17 protein-coding genes and 1 pseudogene are annotated in these 24307 nt (G+C 54.2%); 8 read left to right on the plus strand and 10 right to left on the minus strand.

All coding sequences use genetic code 11. The features are described from left to right. The first annotated feature begins 302 nt into the window (after positions 1 to 302). Together LZ634_RS00830 and LZ634_RS00835 are read left to right on the plus strand one after the other, a co-directional pair. Positions 303 to 719 (plus strand): hypothetical protein, encoded by a 417-nt coding sequence (locus LZ634_RS00830; protein ID WP_265178846.1) that lies wholly within the window; start codon positions 303 to 305, stop codon positions 717 to 719. Positions 720 to 721: 2 nt separating this feature from the next. Then, a complete protein-coding gene (locus tag LZ634_RS00835) occupies positions 722 to 1609 on the plus strand; it encodes a bestrophin family protein (RefSeq protein WP_265178845.1) in 888 nt (295 codons plus the stop codon). A 72-nt stretch (positions 1610 to 1681) separates the two neighbouring features. Here the strand turns inward: LZ634_RS00835 and LZ634_RS00840 are convergent, their stop codons facing one another. Next, positions 1682 to 3274 (minus strand): STY4199 family HEPN domain-containing protein, encoded by a 1593-nt coding sequence (locus tag LZ634_RS00840; protein ID WP_234501858.1) that lies wholly within the window; start codon positions 3272 to 3274, stop codon positions 1682 to 1684. A gap of 136 nt (positions 3275 to 3410) precedes the next feature. Here LZ634_RS00840 and LZ634_RS00845 point away from each other — a divergent pair, with 136 nt between their 5' ends. Together LZ634_RS00845 and LZ634_RS00850 are read left to right on the plus strand one after the other, a co-directional pair. After that, positions 3411 to 3956, plus strand: coding sequence for a GNAT family N-acetyltransferase (locus tag LZ634_RS00845; protein ID WP_234501859.1), 546 nt, complete (start codon positions 3411 to 3413; stop codon positions 3954 to 3956). 53 nt (positions 3957 to 4009) lie between these two features. After that, the gene (locus tag LZ634_RS00850) at positions 4010 to 4453 is read left to right on the plus strand and encodes a lysozyme (protein WP_234501860.1); all 444 of its coding nucleotides are present in this window, start codon (positions 4010 to 4012) and stop codon (positions 4451 to 4453) included. On the opposite strand, the gene LZ634_RS00855 is transcribed toward LZ634_RS00850, so the two are convergent. Together LZ634_RS00855 and LZ634_RS00860 are read right to left on the minus strand one after the other, a co-directional pair. After that, positions 4430 to 5056 (minus strand): helix-turn-helix transcriptional regulator, encoded by a 627-nt coding sequence (locus tag LZ634_RS00855; RefSeq protein WP_234501861.1) that lies wholly within the window; start codon positions 5054 to 5056, stop codon positions 4430 to 4432. The two genes, LZ634_RS00850 and LZ634_RS00855, sit on opposite strands and share 24 nt — an antisense overlap. A 351-nt stretch (positions 5057 to 5407) precedes the next feature. Further along, on the minus strand, positions 5408 to 6166 hold the full coding sequence (locus LZ634_RS00860) for an SDR family NAD(P)-dependent oxidoreductase (RefSeq protein ID WP_234501862.1): 759 nt from the start codon (positions 6164 to 6166) through the stop codon (positions 5408 to 5410). Positions 6167 to 6284: 118 nt separating this feature from the next. Between LZ634_RS00860 and LZ634_RS00865 the strand changes: the two genes are divergently transcribed. From LZ634_RS00865 to LZ634_RS00875, 3 genes are all read left to right on the plus strand, one after another. Next, positions 6285 to 7184 (plus strand): LysR family transcriptional regulator, encoded by a 900-nt coding sequence (locus tag LZ634_RS00865; protein ID WP_234501863.1) that lies wholly within the window; start codon positions 6285 to 6287, stop codon positions 7182 to 7184. Positions 7185 to 7302: 118 nt separating this feature from the next. Then, a complete protein-coding gene (gene yhjD / locus LZ634_RS00870) occupies positions 7303 to 8301 on the plus strand; it encodes an inner membrane protein YhjD (protein WP_234501864.1) in 999 nt (332 codons plus the stop codon). A gap of 274 nt (positions 8302 to 8575) precedes the next feature. Continuing rightward, positions 8576 to 9892: an MFS transporter gene (locus tag LZ634_RS00875; protein WP_234501865.1), complete on the plus strand. Its 1317-nt coding sequence runs from the start codon at positions 8576 to 8578 to the stop codon at positions 9890 to 9892. 36 nt (positions 9893 to 9928) lie between these two features. Here LZ634_RS00875 and pdeH read toward each other — a convergent pair whose 3' ends face one another. Then, on the minus strand, positions 9929 to 10702 hold the full coding sequence (gene pdeH, locus LZ634_RS00880) for a cyclic-guanylate-specific phosphodiesterase (protein ID WP_112202126.1): 774 nt from the start codon (positions 10700 to 10702) through the stop codon (positions 9929 to 9931). Between the two features lie 228 nt (positions 10703 to 10930). Here pdeH and LZ634_RS00885 point away from each other — a divergent pair, with 228 nt between their 5' ends. Then, positions 10931 to 11860, plus strand: a complete 930-nt coding sequence (locus LZ634_RS00885) for a sugar kinase (RefSeq protein ID WP_234501866.1) — start codon at positions 10931 to 10933, stop codon at positions 11858 to 11860. 249 nt (positions 11861 to 12109) lie between these two features. On the opposite strand, the gene LZ634_RS00890 is transcribed toward LZ634_RS00885, so the two are convergent. From LZ634_RS00890 to bcsB, 6 genes and pseudogenes are all read right to left on the minus strand, one after another. Beyond that, on the minus strand, positions 12110 to 13600 hold the full coding sequence (locus LZ634_RS00890; protein WP_234501867.1) for a M16 family metallopeptidase: 1491 nt from the start codon (positions 13598 to 13600) through the stop codon (positions 12110 to 12112). A gap of 284 nt (positions 13601 to 13884) precedes the next feature. Further along, complete coding sequence (locus LZ634_RS00895) at positions 13885 to 15171, minus strand: dicarboxylate/amino acid:cation symporter (protein ID WP_234501868.1); 1287 nt, start codon at positions 15169 to 15171, stop codon at positions 13885 to 13887. Between the two features lie 154 nt (positions 15172 to 15325). Further along, positions 15326 to 17332 carry a biofilm formation regulator HmsP gene (gene hmsP / locus LZ634_RS00900; RefSeq protein WP_234501869.1) on the minus strand — a complete coding sequence of 669 codons (2007 nt, stop codon included), beginning with the start codon at positions 17330 to 17332 and terminating at the stop codon, positions 15326 to 15328. 271 nt (positions 17333 to 17603) lie between these two features. Next, entirely contained in the window at positions 17604 to 20900 is a 3297-nt protein-coding gene (bcsC, locus tag LZ634_RS00905; RefSeq protein ID WP_234501870.1) for a cellulose synthase complex outer membrane protein BcsC, read from the minus strand. Continuing rightward, the gene (gene bcsZ / locus LZ634_RS00910) at positions 20882 to 21979 is read right to left on the minus strand and encodes a cellulose synthase complex periplasmic endoglucanase BcsZ (RefSeq protein WP_234501871.1); all 1098 of its coding nucleotides are present in this window, start codon (positions 21977 to 21979) and stop codon (positions 20882 to 20884) included. The genes bcsC and bcsZ overlap by 19 nt, the downstream gene beginning before the upstream one ends. A gap of 6 nt (positions 21980 to 21985) precedes the next feature. Beyond that, a pseudogene (gene bcsB, locus LZ634_RS00915) lies at positions 21986 to 24300 on the minus strand (cellulose biosynthesis cyclic di-GMP-binding regulatory protein BcsB). Positions 24301 to 24307: the final 7 nt, after the last annotated feature.

Genomic DNA, 24307 nt, shown 5'->3' on the forward strand with positions numbered 1-24307 from the left:
AGTTGGCAGCATCACCCAATCTGTCCTGTTAATATTTCTACGCAAGCCCTATTAATTAGCCCGCTAACGTCCTCGATAATATTAATAGCTTACTCATCATTGATTATCAAAATAACCCATAATAGGCAGCAGGTATCTACCTTATTATTTACGGTTCGTCGTTGCCACGCCATCATATAATCCATGGTATTTTGTATAGGCGGACACTTAGGCTCCCGGTAGATGCAATGCCAATAGCGCTATATCACGTTACTTCCATTACATCAGATATTTTCAAACTCCTTATTGATAAGTAAACCATGATGAACAGCGCGACTTCCCTGGAAGAAAAATCCATCCAAATCTTCAATCATAAAAACAAAATGGATAAATACTGGAACACATACTCCATGGAGTTGATAACCCAGATTACCGCCACCGAACGCCTCTACAACCATCAGATCCAACCTAGTGAAAAAGGCCGTCTTAGCGTCAACCTGTTCGGCAGCGTCAATATTAATATCATCCGTTCGCGTACCTTTGGTGAAGTCCGTATCGATTTCCAGGTAGTGTCAGATGAGTTAAGCGACCTGGAACTCCAGCCTTCCCACATTGATGCGCAGGGTAACCTCGATGGCATCATTTCAGTACAGGATAAAGCCGCCGTCTTTGCCCACTATCTGCAACGTCTGCAGGTCATTTATGACGCTATTCTGGCGCTGTCACAGGATAAGGCCTAATCATGATTGTCAGGCCGGAGCAAACCTGGTTTAGAAAGCTGTTCTCATGGCGCGGGTCGATCATGAGAAAAATATCGCCGCAGCTATGTTTCTTTATCATGCTTAACATCGTGTATCTATTTACGCTGCCGCTCTTACACCTCCACGGAATTATCGCCAAAGAGAGCTCGTTCTATTTCATTGGGATCTCTATTTCGATTTCAGTATTTCTCGGCTTTCGCAACAATACCGCCTGGCTACGCTATTGGGAGGCCCGCAAGCTGTGGGGCGACCTATTAATCGTCAATCGTTCGCTAATGCGTGAAATCATGAATACGACCCAGACCAGCCCGCAGGAGAAAAAGGTGGTGCTGGATTTAATGGTGACCTACTGCGAGACGCTCAAATCTAAACTGCGCCACGGGCCGGTGCCGGTTTGCAGGGCGCTGGATTATCAGCACCTGACGACGCCCTGTAACGCTCTGCTGCAAAACATCGGTCAGTGGCTGTATCAGCATCGCCCAAATGAATTTGTTTATCGTAACTTCAATACCTATCTGAACCAGATAAGCGCGATTCAGGGTGGCTGCGAACGCATCAGCAATACGCCAATCCCCTACGCCTATTCGCTATTGTTGCACCGCACCGTCGGTATTTTTTGCGCGGTCTACCCGCTGCTGCTGATCCACGATTTTGGTTTTCTGACGCTGCTGTTTTCGATCTTCACCACCTATGCCTTGCTGGCGTTGGATGCTATCGCCACGGAGCTGGAAGACCCCTTCGGCACGGAAGATAACGATCTGCCGTTAAACGCCATCTGCAATGCCATCGAGATTGATCTGCGGGAGATGCTAAAAGAGAGCATTGTGCCGATGAAAATGAAGCCAGACGCCCATTATCGTCTGCTTTAACACGCATTGCGCTACGTGAAAGGCGCCGAGGTACGGGGGTGTACTCAGCAAATTTTACGTAGCGCATCCCGCTTATCGAATGACGTCATAGACCGACTTTTGGATAGATAGCCACTTCTTGCTTTGCGCATCCCCGGTGGCTTTGCTGCGCTTTTGCGCACTCTCCACCGCCAGACGCTGTCGCGTAACAACCGCAGGGGTGGTGCAAAAAGTCCGCAGGTAGGATTGGCGAACCGCATCAAGCCGCGCACCGCGCGACAGTTCATGGGTCAGCGTATTGATAAAACGTCGGCAGGGCTTGGCTTCATCCATCTGGCTACGGTAGCGCAGCAGCAGATTCAGCACCGACTCATGCTGGGATGACATTGCCAGGTCGGTCCAGGCCAGCTGCCAGTTCATCCCGCCGCGTAAAAAAAGCTCGGCCACCTCGATATCGTTGCGATCGATAGCGGAACGCAGCGCGCTGCTATCCCAGAGAATTCCACGCCTGGCGAGAATTTCGCGCGCAGAGGGGAGCTGTCCCACCGCCTCATCAATGATATGCGTCGTATAATGCTGTTCGACCGGCTGCAAGGTTTCGGGTGGAGAGGTCAGAATGCTAATCCCGCCGAGCGCTATTCCCAGCACCAGAACGCCCACCGCGCCCCACAAAATAGCGGTAATCAGCCGCTCATGCGCATCCGAGTGCTCACGCGTTTCGTGATGCACGCGCTCAATGCTGTCGGCAATGGGCAGCGCATCCGCTCCCCACGCCTGCGCGTACTCGGCGGCCCGGTGCCAGTAATGCTGAACTTCACTGCCGTCGGCCGCCATCAGACTCGCTGGGTTAACCCGCGTACGTCCCTGCTCATACGCTCGCTGAACCGGCGCGGTAATTTGCTGCGTGTAATGCTCTAGCAGCAGGCATTCAATTTCAGTCAGAGGGTGATGAGCCAACAGCTTATTGCGCATCCGGCGAATATCATCCAGGAAGGCATGCAGCGTTAAACGTTGCTCAACCAGAAACGTCAGCGATGTTCCGTGGTTAAACAGTGACGAGTAATGGCGGGAAAAGGTCTTCTTATCTACCACCAGCAGCGCCAGTTCACTAAAAGACATACCGTCAAGGATCTCACCAGACGGGCTACGTGAGTGCCAGCGAGCCACTTCCTGCGCGCCAAATTGTGATTTGAGATGGTGGTGAAGATGCGGCGTATCCGGCCATACCTGCTCGACCAGCCCACATAGCATGAGCTGGATGGTCCTAATCTGCCGCTCCGCTTGTTCCTGAAGCTGATCGGCATCGCTGGCATAGCCGGTAGTAAACTTCAGCAGAGGCTGCTGTCGTTTTATCTGCTCCAGCGTCACCACAAAGCGCTCTGCGGCTATCAGCTGATTCTCCGTCGCCAACACCCCATGTTCGTACGAAGCAATTCCCTGCTGCAGATGGCGCAGCTGGAGCATGAATTCACTCAATTGACTGTCGTTAATCTTCAGGCGCTGCGCGACCACTCCCCATCCCCCCAGATTCAGACGTGCCTGATCGAGCTGTTCGAGAAACCAGCGTGGATCTTTGCCTTCCGTGACGCGCATTTTAAGTAAGGTGAGGATCTCAATTGACGCCTGACGGATGACGTTCAGGCAATGTTCAAATTGCAGGCCAATCTGATGCGATGGGGTCGGCATCTTCAATTTCCTTAATCAACAACAAGGCAATTTAGCCTTAGGATTAACATGTTGTTATTTTGTTATTTTTGTCGTTACACCATAGAGCAAATCAGGCAAATTAACAGTCCTGTCTCCTCCTTCAGAAGGTGAATTTATGATCGCGCTCACCACGGAACGTTTAAGCTGTACGCTCATTACGCCTGCCGACTGGCCTTTTTTTCTTATGCTGCAGCAGCACCCGCAGGTGATGCGCTATGTTGCGGATAACCGAAGCGAAGACGAGATACGCGAGACGTTTGACTCACGCCTGCGTCCATGGTCACCCGGCGCATCGCACTGGCTTTGCCTGGTCGTTCGCGATGCGCAAAATGTCGCGGTAGGCGTCACCGGATATATTCACCGGGAAGCTGATTGCGCCGAGGTGGGATTCTTATTTGCCCCCGAATCCCAGGGCAAGGGCTATGGCACGGAATCTCTGCGCGCTGTCTGTGATTATGCCTTTAACGAAGGTGGCATCCGCCGCCTGACCGCGACGGTCACGGTAGGCAATACGGCATCCCGAAAGACGCTTGAAAAGGTCGGTTTCAGGCTGGAAGGCGAGCTACGAGAAAGCTACCCGCTTGCCGGGAAGTGGTATAACGACTGGCTTTTTGGATTACTTAGCCATGAGTATGATAAGTCACCGACATCCGGCCCATAGGCACGCTCAGGGCTTTCTTTTACACTCTGCCTCCCGTTTATTGAGGATAAAAGATGCCGCTTGCTCCCACTATGCCCAGCCCGCAGGGACTGGATTTTATTAAACGTTATCAGGGACTTTCACTGGAAAAGTACTGCGATGAAGACGGACTGTGGCTGATTGGTTATGGTCATTTGATCCGCGACCATGAGACTTTTGATGCACCGATAACGCATTGGCTAGCGGATACATTATTCACGCTGGATGTCGGCTATTACCTGCGGGTTTTACATCAGTGTGTACGTTCGCCGTTAACACAGAGTCAGTTTGACGCCGTGCTGTCGCTGGCTTTTAGCCTGGGACCGGAAGCGGTGCAGAAATCGCCTATTGTGGATTGTATTAATCAGCAGAAGTTTCAGAGCGCGCTGGCTTTATGGCAAGGTGAAGGTGAGCGGCAAAGCAGCCTGGCCGTACAGCGCCAGGCTGAGTCGGCCTTATTCCAGACAGATATACGCTGACGCGTCCCGATTATTGAGCACCATGGCAGCCTGAGTGCGGTTCTTTACATCCAAACGCCGATATAAAGATTCCAGGTGTGCCTTGACGGTACCAGCGCTAATATTTAACGCCCGGCTAATCTCTTTATTCGATTCACCGTTAGCCAGCAGCACCAATATTTCTCGCTGACGTTGACTCAGATTATCCAGACCGCGTTTTTCCTGTTCGTACTCCATCCGCCAGTCACCCGGTAGACACATCAAGCCACGCAGCACGCTTTTGATAGTCTGTACAAAGACTTCAATACTGGCATCACGAGAGATAACCGCCTGTACGTTAAACGCCATCATATCGTGCAGCCACGCGCGATTGTACTCGTTGACCACCACGATGCTCTTCGAGTCTGGAAACTGTTGAAACTTTTCCTGCAATAGCCACTGGCAAAAGCCATGATCCATTTCACCATCAAGGATCAGTAGCGCATCCGGATGGCGCAAAAGCTGCCGCCACAGGTCATCGGCCTGACCAACTGCAGAAATATCAATTCCCGGAATATGTTCCTGTAAGCTGACTTTCATTCCATGAATAAATATTGACTGCCTGTCAAACATGACTACCTGCATAACGGATTCCCCATTGAAAAATAAACTGTTCTCTAATGACCGGAAGAGTAGTCCTCACGGTTTAAAATAAGAACTCGCCGTTTGGCCTGGGGCATTCTACGTAGATAATGAATAATCCAAATATTATAATTATGAATACTTACAACCCTGTGGCTACAATTACGCATTCACATGGCTCATTACAATTAAATTGAGGAAAGGATTAAAAAAGAAGAGCATCTAATAACATTAATTGACTGAATATAAGTCATTACAGCCATCATGGGAAATGTATAAACGGAATAAACCCGAAATCGGACTTATTCCGGCACAATGTGTTCATCGAACCCTTGCTGAGCGAGATGAAGCGGGTTACAGGAACATTCCACCCGACACTTCAATACGCTGTGCGGTCATCCAGCGCAAATTATCACTTAGCAATGCGGTAATGGCATCACCGATATCATCCGGTAAGCCGGTGCGGCCCAGCGCGGTTTGCGAAGCCACGTAGCGGTTCAGCTCTTCGTTATCACGCAGACGCCCGCCGCCAAAGTCGGTTTCAATTGCCCCAGGGGCAATACTGTTGACCGAAATCCCGCGCGCACCAAGCTCTTTGGCCTGATAGCGAGTCAGTACTTCCATCGCCCCTTTCATTGACGCATAGGCGGCATAACCCGGCAGAGCAAAACGCGCTAATCCGGTTGAGACATTGAGGATGCGGCCACCGTCAGCCATCAGCGGTAACAGCTGCTGGGTGAGGAAGAACGGCCCCTTAAAGTGGATGTTCATCAGCTCATCAAACAGGGCTTCCGAGGTTTCGGCAAAGGATGCGTAGAGGCCAACCCCGGCGTTGTTCACTAAATAGTCAAATGATTCGCGGCCCCACACCTGATGGAGCTGGGTTTTCACCTGCTGGGCAAACTCACCAAAACTCGCCACATCGCTAACGTTCAACTGCAATGCCACGGCTTTCGCCCCTGCCTGCTCAATTTCAGCGACAACCTGCAATGCCGCATCGCGCTGGCTGTTGTAGGTAAAAATAATATCTGTTCCAGCAGCAGCCAGCTTCAACACTGCATTTTTGCCTAAACCACGGCTGCCGCCGGTCACTAATGCAATACGTTGGGTCATAGAAACCTCATTTCAGATGGTGTGTACGTTGAGAACAAGCTTATTAGGTGATAAAAGAACAATAAATACCGCCAGTTGCGCTTCACTGTCTCATCTACAACAACAATGGGTCGTTTCGATGGATAAAATTCACGCAATGCAACTGTTCATCCGCGTCGCCGAGCTGGAGAGTTTTACCCGTGCGGCTGACACGCTGGGCCTTCCTAAAGGTAGCGTATCGCGGCAAATCCAGGCGCTGGAGAACCACCTCGGCTGTCGCCTGCTGCACCGTACGACGCGCCGGGTTCTGTTGACGCAAGATGGAATGGTGTATTACGAACGAGCCAAAGACCTATTGAGCAATCTGGATGAGCTGGACAGCATGTTCCAGAGTGACCCCAGCAGCGTTAGCGGACGACTGCGTGTGGATATGCCGGTCGCCGTCGCCCGCCACGTGGTGATCCCACGGTTGCCGGGATTTTTGCAGCACTACCCTGGGATCGAACTGGAACTCAGCAGCAGCGACCGTCTGGTGGATGTCATTCGCGAGGGGTTTGACTGCGTAGTGCGCGTCGGAACGCTGAAAGATTCGGGTCTTATTGCCAGGCCTCTCGGTAAACTGTCCATTATCAACTGCGCCAGCCCTGCCTATCTATCGCGCTTCGGCTACCCTGAGTCGCTGGACGACCTTAGCACCCATGCGCTGGTACACTACGCCACCACGATCGGCGTGCGCCCGCCGGGCTTTGAAGTAGCCCGAGAGAATGGCACCCAGTGGGTGAAGGCCGGGGGGGTTCTGACGGTGAACAGCACCGAAACCTATCACGCCGCCTGTCTGGCGGGGCTTGGTATTATTCAGGCTCCACGCGTCGGCGTCCGGGAAGCGCTGCACAGCGGCAAACTGGTGGAGATCCTGCCGCAGTATCGGGCAGAGCCGATGCCGGTGTCGTTAATTTATCCCCATCGCCGCAATCTCTCGCGCCGGGTTCATCTGTTCATGGAGTGGTTAACCGAGGTGTTGCAGGATTACGTTGATTGAATTCAGCATCGCAGCCAGGCCTGGCTTGCTGAAATGTAGCCCGGATGAGACGCGCCAGCGCCGACTCCGGGGAACGATCTATACTTAAGTAAAAGCTATAAAAAGGAAAATATCCCTGATGACGTCGGAAAATGACGAGAAACGTCCGCTGCAGGAATCAGAACTCAGCTCTATCTCCAGAACGCAGCAAAAAGCCAGCAAAGCGCTGGACACCGTCACCAGCACGGCGCAGAAGATCCAACGCCTCCCGGTTATCGCCCACCTGCTCCGCGCCGCCGAGCGCTTTAATGACCGGATGGGGAACCAGTTTGGCGCTGCAATCACCTATTTTTCGTTCCTATCGATGATCCCCATCATGATGGTGTCGTTCGCTGCCGCCGGGTTTGTGCTTGCCTCACACCCGACGCTATTGCAGGACATCTTTAATAAGATCCTCGTCAACGTCAGCGATCCAACGCTTGCCGCCACGCTCAAAAGTACCATCAACACCGCCGTCCAGCAGCGTACTACCGTCGGTCTGGTTGGTCTGGGGATTGCGCTCTACTCCGGGATTAACTGGATGGGTAACCTGCGCGAGGCCATTCGCGCGCAGTCGCGTGACGTCTGGGAGCGCACGCCGCAGGATCAAGAAGCGCTGTGGGTGAAATACCTGCGTGATTTCGTGTCGCTGATTGGCCTGCTCATCGCGCTTATCATCACCCTGTCGATTACCTCGGTGGCCGGCTCCGCGCAGCAACTGATCATCTCCGCGCTGTACCTCGATAGCATTGAATGGCTCAAACCTGCCTGGCGGCTGATTGGTCTGGCGATCTCTATCTTTGCTAACTACCTGCTGTTCTTCTGGATTTTCTGGCGTCTGCCGCGCCACCGTCCGCGCAAGAAGGCGCTGATTCGCGGCACGTTTATCGCAGCAATCGGCTTTGAGGTGATTAAAATCATCATGACCTGGACGCTGCCGACGCTGGTGAAATCCCCGTCAGGTGCAGCATTTGGCTCGGTCCTTGGGCTAATGGCATTCTTCTACTTCTTTGCCCGCCTGACCCTGTTCTGCGCGGCGTGGATTGCTACCGCCGAGTACAAAGACGACCCGAGAATGCCGGGTAAAACCCACGGTTAAACGTGATGTTGGGCCGAGAGATAATGAAAAATTTCGGCCCAACTCATCGTTTCAGCATATAAATCCAGCCTGTAACTTTTATTTAACCAAAAACTAGTTTTATCATCTGATTGACAAAAAATGTGAAGCATTTCATGTTTGATAATCTGCGGGTATAAAAATTATCCACTTTTTCGCTATTTTTGCCTGTTTTTACATTCCCGTTACACATTGAAATGTCGCTTTTGCTATGTCTAATATGGCCTTTCGTTCGCTATAAATATTAGAAAAGACTATGACAAGCACAACACTCGATAACGAACAGGCTTCCGCTCCGGTTAACTCACGTAATAAAGTCGTCGTGGCCTCACTCATCGGCACCGCCATTGAGTTCTTCGACTTCTATATTTACGCCACCGCCGCGGTCATCGTGTTCCCGCATATTTTCTTCCCGCAGGGCGATCCAACGGCGGCAACGCTGCAATCGCTGGCAACATTTGCTATTGCCTTCGTCGCCCGTCCTATCGGTTCTGCGCTCTTCGGCCACTTTGGTGACCGCGTTGGGCGTAAGGTCACTCTGGTGGCTTCGCTCCTGACCATGGGCATCTCAACCGTGCTGATTGGCCTGCTGCCAACCTACGAATCCATTGGCATTCTGGCACCGATGCTGCTGGCGCTGGCGCGTTTTGGTCAGGGTCTGGGTTTAGGCGGTGAATGGGGTGGTGCGGCGCTGCTGGCAACCGAGAACGCCCCACCGCGCAAACGCGCGCTGTATGGTTCGTTCCCACAACTGGGCGCGCCGATTGGCTTCTTCTTCGCTAACGGCACCTTCCTGCTGCTCTCATGGCTGCTAACCGACCAGCAGTTTATGAGCTGGGGCTGGCGTATTCCGTTTATCTTCTCTGCCGTACTGGTGCTGATTGGCCTGTATGTACGCGTCTCGCTGCATGAGACGCCGGTATTTGCCAAAATTGCCGCGGCGAAGAAACAGGTGAAAGTGCCAATGGGCACGCTGCTCAGCAAACATGTCCGCGTGACGGTGCTTGGCACCTTTATCATGCTGGCGACCTATACGCTGTTCTATATCATGACCGTCTACTCGATGACTTACAGCACTGCAGCCGCCCCAAATGGCCTGGGCTTGCCGCGTAACGAAGTGCTGTGGATGCTGATGCTGGCGGTTATCGGGTTCGGCGTGATGGTGCCTATTGCCGGTCTGCTGGCCGACCGTTTTGGCCGTCGCCCAAGCATGATCGTTATCACCAGTCTGATTATCGTCTTCGCGCTGTTCTTCTTCCAGCCGCTGCTGGGTTCAGGGGATACGTCGCTGATTATGCTGTATCTGTTGGTAGGTTTAAGCCTGATGGGGCTGACGTTTGGTCCAATGGGGGCGCTTCTGCCTGAATTGTTCCCAACGGAAGTTCGCTATACCGGGGCATCGTTCTCTTACAACGTGGCATCGATTCTGGGTGCATCCGTCGCGCCTTATATCGCGGCCTGGTTGCAGAGCAGCTATGGGTTGTTCTACGTGGGCGTTTACCTGGCGGCCATGGCGGCCCTGACCTTGATTGCGCTGCTGCTGACGCACGAAACGCGTCACGAGTCGCTGTAAATTGTTATTGCTGGCCTACGGTAGCGTAGGCCAGCGTTACACCAGGTGAATCATCAAATTATCTAAAGTCGACATCGGTACCGGTCGGGAAAGAAAATACCCCTGCGCCGCATGAGCCGGTGACTGCTGTACCTCACGCCACTCTTCCAGCGTTTCTACGCCTTCAACGATTACCCCTTCACAATAGCGGTTCATCAACTGCAACAGCAGGATAAACAGCTTGCGGCCTTCCGGGGTTTTACGCAGCATGATGAACAGATCGCGGGCCACTTTGATGTAGTCGTAGCGGACTTCGTTAAGCGCCGAGAAGTTGGCCATACCGGTACCAAAATCATCCAGCCACAGCGGGCCGAATTCACACAGCGAAGCCACCGTCGAATCCTGTGGCAACGCCATATGCTCTACCAGCTCAAAACGCAGCCACGGCAGCGTTTCAATCATCGTTTTCAGGATCCGGTCCTGCCGCATTTCCAGCAGCGTGGGCGCATCCACGTTGACCGAGGCCAGCACTTTATTCTGCACAAAGAAATGTTTCTTTTTTGCCAGCATTGCCACCTGTTCTTTGATGACATGAATTCGCTGACCAATAGAGACTGCGGCGAAGTAACGATCCGGAGCGATACGCTTTTGGGGGTCAGAGGGATGGGTCACTACCGTTAACACCTCTATCGCCATCAGGCGACCCTGGGTGGTGTAGATAGGCTGATATGTATAGACGCGCTCACACTCTTGCCAATAACGCAGCTGCTGTAGGCTATCCAGCTCCGTATCTGGAACTCTCGCCCGCTGGCTCACCTGCTTTAACGTCATTTAAGCTTCCTGTGAATAGAGGGTCAGAGGGTCTGGTCATAAGGTTATCGGCGGGGTATTTGATAACTTTATGTCCAGACCGAGCCATTTTATTTTTCTGCAAAGACGACAAATATGCCGTAACACGCGCTAGCTCAAAAAAAATAATGGAACGATGTTTTAATATAGTTGACCACCGATTAGCCACAGCGCACACTACGAAAAATTTACCGATTCAGGTTGATGACTATGTCTAAAAAAATTGCCGTGATTGGCGAATGCATGATTGAACTGTCCGAGAAGGGCGCACAAGTTAACCGCGGTTTTGGCGGTGATACCTTAAACACGTCCGTCTACATCGCGCGTCAGGTCTCCCCGGCTGAGCTCAGCGTCAATTACGTCACGGCGTTAGGCACCGATACCTTCAGCCAGCAGATGATGGATGCCTGGCAGGCGGAAAACGTCAACACCGACCTGATTCAACGCATGAGCGACCGTATGCCAGGCCTGTACTACATCGAAACCGATGATACCGGCGAGCGTACGTTCTACTACTGGCGCAACGAAGCGGCGGCTAAATTCTGGCTGGAGAGCGAGCAGTCTGCCGCTATCTGCGAACAGCTGGCGAGCTTTGACTACCTCTATCTGAGCGGCATTAGCCTGGCTATCTTAAGCCCGGCGAGCCGTGAAAAACTGCTGGCGCTGTTGAGCCAATGCCGCGCCAACGGCGGGAAAGTTATCTTCGATAACAACTACCGTCCGCGCCTGTGGGCAAGCAAAGAAGAGACTCAGCAGGTGTACCAGCAGATGCTGGAATGCACCGACATCGCTTTCCTGACCCTGGACGACGAAGATGCGCTGTGGGGCGAGAAGCCGGTTGAAGAGGTTATCGCGCGTACGCACGCAGCGGGCGTTAACGAAGTGGTGGTGAAGCGCGGCGCAGACTCTTGCCTGGTTTCCGTTGTCGGTGAAGCCCTGGTCGATGTGCCTGCGGTGAAGCTGCCAAAAGAGAAAGTGGTGGATACTACCGCGGCAGGCGATTCCTTTAGCGCGGGCTATTTGTCCGTCCGCCTTACCGGCGGCGATGCGCAGGCAGCAGCAAAACGCGGTCACCAGACGGCAAGCACCGTGATTCAGCACCGTGGGGCGATTATTCCGCGCGACGCGATGCCAGCGTAAGATTTTAGATTAAAAAAACCTCTTCCAGCTGGGAGAGGTTTTTTTTCGTCTGGAGCGAGGGTTTCCCCTCACCCCGGCCCTCTCCCCAAAGGGGCGAGGGGGAAAAGCAAACCCCACCAACCGCTCGATCCCCTCTCCCCGCTGTAGAAAGGGTTAGGGTGAGGAGAAGAAAGCCAAACTCTCCGCCGGCTCGATCGGTCCCCTCTCCCCTGTGGGGAGAGGGTTAGGGTGAGGGGTCAGCTGCTGCGCTTACTGCGCAGGTGGGATATCGGTGACATCCTGGTGGCTATCATCCACCACCGCAGCCGCTTCCGGCTTCGAGGTCAGCATGATTTTGTTCCAGGTATCCTGCAAATCCTTCATATTGAATTCAGGCTCGCCGGTCGGCTGTTGCAAAATCAGCGCCATATCCTGCGATAGCTGCTGACGCAGATCCTGGTTGAGCATATCCAGCGACAGCGTTTCAAGGAAACTCTGGCGTAGCTTCTGATACTGCTCAGGCGCGATGTCCACCACCTGATTTTGCAGCGAGCGAATCCGCTGATTCATCAGCACATCGGTGTCCATACGGGCGTAGGTCGCAAACAGCTTTTGCAGCTCAAGTTTTTTCTGCGCAACCAGCGCATTAAACTCGTCTGCCGGCAGGCCTTTATCACGCACGGCGGCCAGCTCACGCGCCACCAGCCCCAGATTGCCTTCGAGCTTGTCGCCCGGTGAGTCCAGATTAATCCCGCACTGTGCGCGCAGGTAGAGCACGCGGCAGTCAAAGCCCAGGCCGACATCTTTCATATTGGTACGGCTCAGCTTTTGCTGAACGTGCCAGAACAGCGCCTCACGGGCCAGATCGGCACGCCAGTAACGCAGCAACGTTGCCGACTCGCGGATAGGCTGCCATGCGCCGTCCCACATGATGGATAAGCGATCCTGCTGTACCGCGTTGGTCATGATGCTCACCGCTTCCGGGCGCAGCGGGGACAGCGTTGGTACCGCGGCGGGCGTTTCGCGCTTGCCTTTCAGTTCGCCAAAGATCTTGCCGATCTGTTCGATCGTCGCGCGGCTATCTACGTTCCCCACCACGATGAGGGTCATCGCGTCCGGGGTGTACCATTTGTGATAAAACTCGGTCAGCTGTTTCGCATCAACTGGCAGCTTCAGCGGCTCGGCGGGATCGTGTCCCAGCATGGTTGAGCCTTTCAGGCGATAGCGCCACCAGCCCTCTTTGGTATCCTGTGGCCACGTCGCCACCATATCCTGCACGCTCAGCGCGTAGCTGATGGTATCCGGCGTAATGTCCGGTTTACCTAACGAGTTAGCAAGCCAGGTCAGCGCCTCTTTTTGCAGGTCGCTGCGATTATTCGGCATACTCAGATTAAAGCGGGTGAAATCGTAAGAGACGATCGCTGGCGGCAGCGGTCGTTTTGGGTCGATGCTCTGCTGCCACATCGAGCGCACCTGTGCAGCTGGCATGCTGCCGCTTTGCGTCAACGCGATGCGCGGAATAAGGTGGCTGTAGCCGGTCTGCTGAGCGCTTTCATTCAGCGAGCCAATATCAATCGAGAGCCGGATTTCTACACGGTCACTCGGGCGCTGCGGCGTGGCAAGCACCTGCCACTGGAAGCCATTCGGCAGCGTGCCTTGTTGCCAGGCCGGGTCCGGCTGGAGCGTTTCTGCCTGCACAGAGCTGGCCGCTGCCATCATCAGCAAACCACCGGCTAAAAGTCGAATTGTTGTGCCCTGCATGTGAACCCCTGATGAACATTCCTGGTGATTCCCTTCATAGTTAAGTCCGCAGATACGTAAGTCGCCTGCGCGCTATTCCGGGTATAAAAGACAACCGACTCAAGCGATTGCCTAAAATCTTGAAGTAAATACGTCAGTAAGACCACACAATCGTAAAAACGTCACATGGCTAAGTAAAATAAAACGTGCGATAGCCATAGGCTATCACGGCCAACGAATAACGCCGCCTAATTATGCGCAGGAGCCCGCACTCCAGCAAGGGAGTACGGGCTTAAGTGATGGGATTAAGAGGATAATTCGTGCGATTTTGTTACGTTCGGACGGTTATTGAGCACGTCATCTAACTGTTTTGCGTCTAATTGTTTCACACGCTTCGCCACTACGATGGTCGCGACACCGTTACCAATCAGGTTAGTCAGCGCACGAGCTTCCGACATAAAGCGGTCGATACCCAGAATCAGCGCCAGCCCAGCGACCGGTAAATGGCCAACTGCCGAGATGGTTGCCGCCAGCACGATAAATCCACTGCCGGTAACGCCAGCCGCCCCTTTAGAGGAAAGCAGCAATACCACCAGCAGGGTTATCTGATGGAAGATATCCATGTGGCTGTTGGTCGCCTGAGCGATGAACACCGCCGCCATCGTCAGGTAGATAGACGTACCATCGAGGTTAAACGAGTAGCCGGTCGGGATAACCAGACCCACCACGGATTTACGGCAGCCCAGCTTCTCCATCTTATCGAGCATACGCGGCAGCGCAGACTCGGAGGACGATGTCCCCAGCACGATAAGCAGCTCTTCTTTGATGTAGCGAATGAATTTGAAAATGCTGAAACCGGTCATACGAGCAATAGATCCCAGCACCACCACCACAAACAGAATACAGGTGATGTAGAAGCAGATAATCAGCTGCCCCAGCTGTACCAGCGAGCCCACGCCGTATTTGCCAATGGTGAAGGCCATCGCCCCGAATGCACCAATCGGTGCCAGGCGCATGATCATATTGATGATGCCGAAAATCACCTGCGAGAAGCTTTCGATAACGTTGAAAATCAGCTGGCCTTTGTTGCCCAGACGATGCAGCGCAAAGCCGAACATCACCGCAAACAGCAGCACCTGCAGAATGTTACCGCTGGCAAACGCGCCGATCACGCTCGACGGGATGACATCCATCAGGAAGGCGACAATCCCCTGATCTTTTGCCTGTTCAGCGTAGATAGCGACCGCTTTCGCATCCAGCGTCGCCGGGTCAACGTTCATGCCGGCACCCGGCTGAAGTACGTTAACCACCACCAGGCCAATCAACAGAGCAATGGTACTGACCACTTCAAAGTACAGTAATGCGACGGCGCCGGTGCGGCCTACCGCTTTCATACTTTCCATGCCAGCAATCCCGGTGACGACGGTACAAAAGATAACCGGGGCGATAATCATTTTAATCAGTTTGACGAAGGCATCGCCAAGCGGTTTCATCTGCGCACCCAGTTCCGGGTAATAGTGACCAATTAACACACCGATCACTATCGCCGACAGCACCTGGAAATAGAGGCTTTTAAAGAAAGAGGTTTTCATAGGATGTCCTTAAGCTATAGCCACAGGAAAAGTAGGGATTATTTTCACCTGTGAGCACAAAGTAACATCCGAGAAACATAATCGAAATATTTGTACGTGAATTTGATACTTAATTGTTAAAACCTTGAGCTGACACGCACAATCGCTATCCATTTTATCCCGGTAGCAGTGATTTCTCCTCGCCTAAATAATCCTGCTCAAAGACCTCTGCTGGGACCGCGCGCGCAAACAGGAAGCCTTGTAGAACATCGACCTCTTCCGCCTTCAGCCATTCATATTGTTGTTTATTTTCAACACCTTCAGCAACCATCTTCAGGTTAAGGCTTCGCCCAAGCTGAATGATCGCTGCCACCATACTGGCATCTTCCGGCAGGGTGTCGATAAAGATTTTGTCGATTTTCAGGATGTCGACCGGCACCGATTTCATATGTTGCAGCTGGCGCAGTCCGGCATAGCCCATACCAAAATCATCCAGCGCAATGCGCACCCCGGCGTTGCGTAACGGGCGCAGAATGGCCACCGCGGCTTTTGGATCATCAATACGGCGGCTTTCCGTCACTTCCAGCACCAGCGTCCCCGGCGCAATACGGTAGCGGTTAAGCAGCGCCAACATGTCTGAAACCATATCGTGATGCAGGAGCTGTAGCGCGGAAATATTCACCGACAGCGGCAGCATAATGCCACGCGACTGCCATACCGCTAGCTGGCGGCAGGACTCCTCCAGCACCCAATGACCCACGGTCACCATCAGGCCACAGGATTCAATGTTGTCGATAAGATCGTTGGGTAATACCCAGTTGCCGTCCGGCTGACGCTGTCGTAGCAGCACTTCGGCGCTGCAAACTTTGCCGGTCTTCGTCTCAACCTGCGGCTGGAGCCAGATAGAAAACTGCTGGGTATCCAGCGCCATCAGAATGTCACTCTCTTCGGTCAGGCGTTTTTGTGCCTTCACCATCTGCTCAGGATCGAAGAACTCAATCTGATTTTTGCCTTTACGCCGTGCGGTAAAGGCCGCAGAGAGCGAGCGCCGGTAGAACTGTTCCGCCGTCAGGCCATCGCTGTACATGGCAATCCCAATGCTGGCGCTTGGGCGTAGCTGAATACCTTGCAGCGGCAGCCGCTCATTAATAATAGTGAGCACTTGCTGACCTAAAGTAATGGCATGCCACGGCTCTTTGATACCGTAGGCCAGAATAGCAAAGTCATAGCCGCTAATCTGCGCCAGCACCATGCGCGGCGAAATCACCTGCTTCACTTTCTCCGCCAGCGTCAGCAGCAACATCTCGCGCTGCTCTTCTTTCAGTACACCGGCCGTATCCTGCAGGGTTTCACAGGCGATAGTCAGCAAAGCCACCGGCGTTTGACGCTCCAGGCTCTGCTCCAGCAGCCCAAGCAGAAATGCTTTGTTAGGGAGGTCAGAAATCGGAAAACGGGTCGATTGGCTGCTAAGTTCGTCGTACTGACGCAATAACGCCTGTTGATTGCGGTTATAGCTACGCACCAGCGTACCAATTTCATCATCATGATGCAGGCGCGGCAGCGTCAGCTGATGCCCAATGCGGTCAGCCCCAGGCAGATCGTGGATTTCATAGGCAATCTTGCGCAGCGGCCTGACAATCAACCGGTTGATACACCAGGTCAGCGCCACGGTGAGGATCAGCACTAAAAGGAAGTAAGCGGTCACTATCGTTGCTAACGCGCTCATCACGAACTTATACATGCGATAAGAATCAGCCTGCAGCACCAGATAAGCCAGCGGCTGCGGGTTTGCCGGGCGCTCCAGCGAATAGAGCGGCAGCGAAATTTGCACCGGCAGCTCAAAAATACGGGTGATGTTCACCGGAACCGGCCGTTCCGGGATAAAGCTCATGCGCAGCGCCTGAAACTGGTTTGGCAACACCACGTCCGCGCGGCTGACTATACCCGCCGGTTGAATACGTCCGAGAATGGACTCGGCCTCTGGAATGTCGGCTTTCAGAATGGCAGCCGACAGCGGCTGGCGCACAGAGCGCGCAATACTTTCGAGTTGCGTAGCGGTGTTATAGCGATCCTGCTGTACGAAGTGGAACAGTAAAATGAAGCAAAAAACAAATAAAAACAACATGGTAACAACAGCAACCATAGCCATTTGTTTTATTGTAAGTGAACGGCTGACGCGCAAAAGAGCTCTCCACTGATACGAACGAGTTGCACAGGCAATGAGAATAACGAGGCTGGCAGCAAAGTCAAAATAGACTCCGGCGCAACGATTATAGCCCGGCATGGTGCCAGGTCATATAAGACGAATACCTATAACCCGTCATAGTTCGCTTTAGCGGCGCGTGGGGCTGGTTTACGCCCTCAGTCACTTACCTTAAGTAAGCACCTGAGAGCGTTTCCTTGTTGCCTTCCCGCCACGCGAACGATGAGGGTTTGAATCAGGATAGATGGAATTACCAATCCGCGTACGGGATCAGCGGCTGCGGCGGTATATCAAGATCGCCCTGCCAGCCTGCGGCAGAGTAGCGCACGTACAACAGCGCGTGGCTTGGGGTGTAGTCTTTGGCCTGCTGAATATCGACACCGGCACCGACAAACCAGTTGGACGTCACGCGGCGTTCCACAATAGCCCGTGCCGTATAGCCGAAGCCCTGACTGCTGCTGCCGCTATTGGTGTCATCGCTGGCATCCGCCTTCCATTGTGATGGGATGAGGCTCATCAGCGGATAGCTCTGCTCAGTGCGGGTGCGCGAATGCGACCACGACACCGAGCCGCCCAGCTCCCACGACCAGTTCTCAGTGCGCTGACGCCAGTTAACCGGCACCGCAAATGACACATACTCCTGAGGGCTGTAGTAGCCGCCCTGACCCAACGTATAACCGCTCAGGTCTTTCTGGTAGTGCCAAATCATATTGTTTAGCCCCACCGTTACCCGGCGGTTATTCTCGTTGATGACCTTGTAGTAGTAGCCGGTCATCCAGCGTACGCGCCAGTTATCAGCCACGTTTTTACCGGTAAGCTGATCGCCGCTAAGGGACGCCCATACGCCGTTGGCTTCGCCTTTGTCATAGCTCAGGCTCAGGCCGCCGCCGTCAGCACGCACGCCGCCCCAGGTGGTGCCAGGATGCGCACCGCTGCTGTTATCTTTTTGCCCGCCAAACGCTAACAGCGAGCTGGAGATCGGACGACGGTGCGCATTCACGGTATAGCCTAGAGGGCCAACATCGCTGCTGTAGCTCAGCCCACCCACCACATCAACCACGTTGAAGCCCATCGGAGTGGTACCGATATCGGCGTCCCAGGTGTCGTTCTTCCAGCCGATAGCAACGCTGGCGCCATTGCCGGATTGGTTTTTCGATCCATAACAGGTGGCTAAATCACAGGTGCCCCACTGCTCTTTATAGGCATTATTTTTGTCGGCAGAGAAGCTACCGGCGTCCATATTGATCAAATCTGAGCGGAAGAACATGCGGCCATCAGAGAGCGGCGCATCCACCTGGAACATGGTGGTGTGTGCTTTCAGATCCGAGTAACCGCCCGTACCGCTGGAGCCCCAAAATTCATGCTGCAACGTGACGTTAAGATCTTGCTGACGATAGAGATCGGCGGCATCGCTACGCACACCGCGCTTGAGCCAGTCGTCTTTTTCGTCGTTGCGAGTCAGGCGAGTGAAGCTGTCGTTATCCTGAGGACGCGTTGGCGTCACCTGCGCCGCCACCATCGCATCTTTGTAGGTTTCTAGAGCCTGTTTCGGATCCCCACTCTGCGCCTGATAGCTCGCCGCATCGCGCAGTACCATCGCACTTTCCATCGATGGCGGCTGGGATTTAGCCTGCGGTATCAGCGCAGTCATCATCTTCTGTGCCGTCTCGGTATCGCCAAGCTGCGCGTTCACTAGCGCAATACGTCGCTGGGTATTTAGCGAACGTTCGCCCTCGGTGGACAGTTCAGCAAGCTGCTGGCGAGCAGCCAGTTTATTGCCGTCTGCAGCGTACACTTCGGCCAGACCCAGATGAGCATCTTCGTCATGCGGATCTTTTTTCAGCACAGCGTTGTATTCGGCTAACGCGGTCGCGGTATCGCCACGCTGCTGTGCCCAGTCGGCCAGCGTCGAGTGAATCCGCGCCGATTCCGGCTGCTGTTTTAACAGCGCAATTGCTTGAGCTTCCTGGTCGCCATCACGCAGGCGGTTAGCCTGAGCAATAATCTGGTCGTTGCGCAGGCGCGTATCCAGTTCGCGGATGTTATCCGTCCACTGTGACGTCGGCAGCGCGGCCAGATGCGTTAGCGCCGCCTGATCCTGTCCATTACCGGACATATACAGCGAATAGGCGTACACCTGATCGGTATCAGTCGGTTTTTTGCGCGCCAGATTGAGCATCAGATTATCGGCTTCGCTTTTCTTCCCGGCGCTCACCAGGTCGCTAGCCAATCGGTAGGTCGTCCATACATCATCCGGTGACATGGCTAAGCGACGACGCTGTACTTCAGCCGCCTCAGCCCAACGCCCTTGTTTTTCCAGCGTTTCAGCCTGCTGCGACAATCGGTCGTTCGTCAGGCTGCGTTCGATATCATCAATGCTGCGCCGTTGGCTGGCAGAGAGGGTGTTGATAAAGTCGGTGGCTTTCTCAGGCGATTGTTCACGGTAGATATTGGCCAGGCCGCGTACAGCACCGCTGTTGGTACGATCAAGACGCAGAGCCTGCTGGTAGTAACGCTCGGCGCTGGCGCTATCTTTACGCGCCAGTGCAACATCACCCAGCCCCTGTACCGCGTAGCTGTCGGTAGCGTCGAGTTTGTGTGCTTGCTGGTAGAGATTTTCAGCCTGCGCAACATTTCCGGCCTTGAGCGCAGCATCGGCTTTACGCAGCAACGGCCAGTATATCTGCCAGGTTTGCGGTTTATTGGCCTCAGCTTCAGCCGCGGCCGCCTTCTGGCGGAAAACCGGATCGGCGAGCTGTTTTTGCTGCTCGGCCAGTAGCGTACGCGCGTCATTGGCATCGTCGCCGCTGTCGAAAACCTGCAGGAATTGCTGTAACGCTTTCTCGCTACCAGGGCTGACGGGTTGTTTTTTGATATCGTTAAGCCAGATATCACCCGCCGTTCCGCGCCCGCTGGACGATTTTGCCATCTGTTCGAGAATGGCATATGCAGCAGCGCGTTGATCGTTAGACAACAGCATATTCGCCAGCGCCGTTTGTAGGCTGACGTTGCCTGGATTCTGTTTGTTCAGCGCCTGAAGATGGCCCATAGCCTCTGCTTCACGCCCTGAAATACGCGCCACCGTCGACCAATATTCAACGGCCAGATCGCCATCCGGCGGCGGGCCATCAAAGGCTTTCTCGTAGTTCGCCACCGCTTCCGGAACGTGTCCGGTGGTCGCCTGGAGGCGCGCCTGCTGGAGCGCCTGACGCCCAGCGCTACCGTTCAGGCCCATTTCAACCCGCGACGTTTTGTATTCCGTCGAGCCAGGGGCCACCTGAGCCAGTTTCTCTAACTGTTTTTGCGCTCCGGCCGTATCGTTTTGACGCAGCAGGTAACGCAGACGCGCTGCCAGCACCTGCGGGTTGTTGGGATCAATCAACTCCAGCCGGTACAGCGATTGCTGCACCAAATCATCCCGTTTGCTGGCCTCTCCCAAACGCACCTGGCTGAGCAAATGCTCTTCCACCGAGGTATCCGCATAGCCTGGCTGAACCAGCGTCAGGCCCAGAGAGAGTGTGATTAAACTTAGTGTGAACTTGCGCATTCCTGGCCCCAGTCAGGTAGTAATTCGCCGCGGGCGTTGAAGCGAAAACGGTGTTGATCCCAGCCCTGCCCAAAGAGGGTCAGAACATAATTGTAATACGCATCCGCGCCGGGAAAATTATCAGCAACGCGCTGCCGCTGAGCGGCCTGGGCGTCACGGTTTTGTAAGAATGGGAGTAAAGAAGCTGAAAAACCCACCGGGCCATTACCGGTGACTTTGCCGGTGGCAATCGCCACTTTTTCCGGAGGAAGCCCCTGCTTGACGGTCTGCGCCGCCATCGCGTTAAAGCGTTTAAGCAGAGGTGCTTTTTGCGGGTCTGCGTCATGCATCATGCCAATCCACAGATAGACACGAATCGCATCATAACTACCGATGATATCCGCGGCCTTTACCTGCCAGCCGTGGGTTTTATCATAGCCCACCCAATCCGGGGAAAAGCCTTTCGGCGCAGTCTCCAGCAGCAGCTTCAGGTTAGTGTCACGCAGGGTCGTCCACGGCGCACCGAAACGACTGAAATACTGGGCTACCTGCGGCGGGAAATAGCTTGGGTTAAAGCGCCAGTGTTTTTCCTCAGCAAAGCCCACTCGCCCGGGCAGCAGCATGAGTCCTAATCCCGGCACTTTCACCACTTCGCCTTCGGCAATTTTCGCCAACAGCGCTTTCCCGGTGGCGGTGTAATCGTCGTTTTTCCACAGCCGACCGGCTTCCAGCAGCGTCCAGGCGATCCAGACATCAGAGTCGGATGCTGAATTGGTATCCAGCACCGTCCATTCGTTGTCACCCTTTTTCCCCCACAACCAGGCGGGGAGGTGCTCGCGCAGGGAGCCTTCGGCGAGGTTGTTCTGCGTCCAATTCAGCAAGGTCGCGAACATCTCACGATCGTTCGCCGCCAGGGCAAAGAACAGCGCGTAGCTTTGCCCCTCTGAGGTGGTGATTTTGCGGGCGTCGCTGGTATCAATCACGCGCCCTTCTGTGCTGACGTACTCTTTTTTGAACTGTTCCCAGGCAGGCCAGTTACAGGCTGCCTGGGCTTGTCCGCACAGGGCGCTTAACAACACGATCCAGCGTAACATCTTCATCGCGGCTTACTCGTCTTCCGGATTCAAACGACGGCGGCTGATGATACGTAGCAGTCGCCACAGTACCCATGCCAGCAGCACGATGCTGATAGCGGCAAAGATGGCCAGCAGAACCGGGTGGTTAGACAGAGCAAACCACACGCGTTCAAACCATGGCAGGTGACCCACATAGTACACATCACCTACACGCAGGCTGTTCACGCCGGATTCGCGGATAACCGACACCGAACCAAACATGGCCGCGCGTTTACCGCTGTCATTCAGCGCATTATTGAGCAGGCTGTAGCCTTTATCGCTATCGGCCAGCAGCGCAACTACGCTACGTTGTTTGTGGTACGGCGATTCAAAGCCCACGATTGCCGCCATCGGACCGGAGGATGAAACCTCGGTTTGTATGCTGGCAGTGCGATCGTCCTCATCCACGTAGATGCTCGGCAGGTCGTTGTGGCGTACCGGCGTTTTCACCCAGCTTTGGGTCGCATCCACCAGCAGATCCACTTTCTTATCGTCTTTCAGCGATTGTGGAATTGAGCCAATCAGCAGCAGGTCGGCATCTTTGTTGGCAATCTGGCTACCGTCATCGGTAATCGTCATGTTCGTACCAGCCAGACCGCTCTGACCGCCAATCACCGCGACGGTATTCAGCAGCGTGCTGAACTGTTCTTCAGACGGTTTTTCGGCATCACGATAGTCGTGTCGGAGAGATCCGCCATCCGCGTGAACGGGAAGCCCGCGTTCGCAAACGTGCGCAGGTCCGGCATCGGCAGGAAGTGGTAGTAGTGCGAGAAATCGATGGTCGAATCATCGCCCAGCACCACGTGGTTCTGCACCGGCTGGAAAGTCACACAGCTGTCAATTGTGCCGCCCGGCATCGGGTTCGAGTACTGGAAGTCAAAGCGCAGTTGGTTCATCGCACCCAGACGCAGCGCCGGAATGCTGACATCGTTTTTACCATCCAGCAGACCTTGTAACACCGGCAGGCGCATCATCAGTTTGTTGATGTCCTGGCTGCTATTCAGGCTAAACGACTGTAAGAACTGGTTGTTCAGGCTGATGTCCATGCGCGAGCTGTCTTTGATAGCCGGCATGGTGTAGCGATATTTCAAGTCCATATCGATACCGGTGCTGCGCAGCAAATACAAGTCCGGCGGCAGGTTCAGCGACAGGTTGATAGACGCCGGTTCCAGCCCGGTAGACTGCAGCTGTTGCTCATAGGTTTTCAGCTCGCCGAAGGTCACTGGGCGATCGGTACGTACCCAGTTTGGTGCATCGTACGGCACGCGAGCCAGCAGCGGTTTGACTTCATTGACCGTCACACTGTCGCCACGGAACAGGATGTTACCCGACGCGATACCCTGCGCCGCTTTCAGCAAATCTTTATCATCACGACCAAAGACCACCAGCATTTTCATGTACGGGTTGTTCGGATGGTCGATCATTTCGATCGTCGGCGCGGTAACAGGCGGATGTTCGCGCAGGAAGTCCGGACGATGATCGTTGGTCGCAAAGACTATCGCGTTACGATCCGGCAGTGTGTTATACAGCACCGGGAAAGTCTGACCGCGCCAGCCGGATTTCGCACCAAACCACGAAGCGATAATCGCTGCCGCCTGCTGCTGCTGCAGGTCCGGGGAACCGGCAAACACCATCGGCAGTTTCAGCGCGCGGTTATCGCGGGCGTCAAAGAATGGTACCGGGAAATGAGACAGGTCATTACGCACCTTCAGCGACTGGTAGGTTAAGTCCAGCGAGCTGTTACGGCCCACATCCAACCAAATGGTGTTGTTCGACGGGTTTTCACAGACGTCACGGTAATGGCCCACAAACTCGAGGCGCACCCGGTTAAAGTCGGTGATGTACAGCGGATCAACGGGCACCTGCGCCGTCACCTTTTTACCCAACTGCTCTTTGGTGACCGGCAGGACATCCATCAACTCTTCGTTGAGGTACACCTTGAGCTGTGAAGTCACCGGCTGCAGCGACGGTGACGGCGTATAGGTTAGATTCAGCAATGCCTTCGACACCACTTCGTCGCTACGCATACCAAATTCAACCCCACCGTTCGGGTTAGACCCGCGCAGCACCATGCTGCCCGGCGGTGGCGCAATCTGAGCAAAAGAAAGCTTTACGTCACGCGTCGGCGCATCTTCCACCACTACCGGTGTGTTCGCAGGCGTAGCCGCTTCCACCGAAGCCGCTGCGTTATCCTGAACAGACGGAGAAACTGATACCGCTGTTGTTGGTTCTGAATGCGTCGTGAGCGGTAGTAAACTGCCTACGCCCACTGCCACTGCACAAATCCAGGAAAGGTTTCTTTTCATCGTGTAA

Origin of the sequence: Kluyvera intermedia, from assembly GCF_021440345.1 — a bacterium.
GTDB classification, from domain to species: Bacteria; Pseudomonadota; Gammaproteobacteria; order Enterobacterales; family Enterobacteriaceae; genus Kluyvera; species Kluyvera intermedia_A.

Excerpts from the sequence above, each read along its gene's own strand:
- LZ634_RS00830 (WP_265178846.1), top strand. The coding sequence starts at position 303 with ATGAACAGCGCGACTTCCCTGGAAGAAAAATCCATCCAAATCTTCAAT.
- LZ634_RS00835 (WP_265178845.1), top strand. The coding sequence starts at position 722 with ATGATTGTCAGGCCGGAGCAAACCTGGTTTAGAAAGCTGTTCTCATGG.
- LZ634_RS00840 (WP_234501858.1), bottom strand. The coding sequence starts at position 3,274 with ATGCCGACCCCATCGCATCAGATTGGCCTGCAATTTGAACATTGCCTG.
- LZ634_RS00845 (WP_234501859.1), top strand. The coding sequence starts at position 3,411 with ATGATCGCGCTCACCACGGAACGTTTAAGCTGTACGCTCATTACGCCT.
- LZ634_RS00850 (WP_234501860.1), top strand. The coding sequence starts at position 4,010 with ATGCCGCTTGCTCCCACTATGCCCAGCCCGCAGGGACTGGATTTTATT.
- LZ634_RS00855 (WP_234501861.1), bottom strand. The coding sequence starts at position 5,056 with ATGCAGGTAGTCATGTTTGACAGGCAGTCAATATTTATTCATGGAATG.
- LZ634_RS00860 (WP_234501862.1), bottom strand. The coding sequence starts at position 6,166 with ATGACCCAACGTATTGCATTAGTGACCGGCGGCAGCCGTGGTTTAGGC.
- LZ634_RS00865 (WP_234501863.1), top strand. The coding sequence starts at position 6,285 with ATGGATAAAATTCACGCAATGCAACTGTTCATCCGCGTCGCCGAGCTG.
- yhjD (WP_234501864.1), top strand. The coding sequence starts at position 7,303 with ATGACGTCGGAAAATGACGAGAAACGTCCGCTGCAGGAATCAGAACTC.
- LZ634_RS00875 (WP_234501865.1), top strand. The coding sequence starts at position 8,576 with ATGACAAGCACAACACTCGATAACGAACAGGCTTCCGCTCCGGTTAAC.
- pdeH (WP_112202126.1), bottom strand. The coding sequence starts at position 10,702 with ATGACGTTAAAGCAGGTGAGCCAGCGGGCGAGAGTTCCAGATACGGAG.
- LZ634_RS00885 (WP_234501866.1), top strand. The coding sequence starts at position 10,931 with ATGTCTAAAAAAATTGCCGTGATTGGCGAATGCATGATTGAACTGTCC.
- LZ634_RS00890 (WP_234501867.1), bottom strand. The coding sequence starts at position 13,600 with ATGCAGGGCACAACAATTCGACTTTTAGCCGGTGGTTTGCTGATGATG.
- LZ634_RS00895 (WP_234501868.1), bottom strand. The coding sequence starts at position 15,171 with ATGAAAACCTCTTTCTTTAAAAGCCTCTATTTCCAGGTGCTGTCGGCG.
- bcsC (WP_234501870.1), bottom strand. The coding sequence starts at position 20,900 with ATGCGCAAGTTCACACTAAGTTTAATCACACTCTCTCTGGGCCTGACG.
- bcsZ (WP_234501871.1), bottom strand. The coding sequence starts at position 21,979 with ATGAAGATGTTACGCTGGATCGTGTTGTTAAGCGCCCTGTGCGGACAA.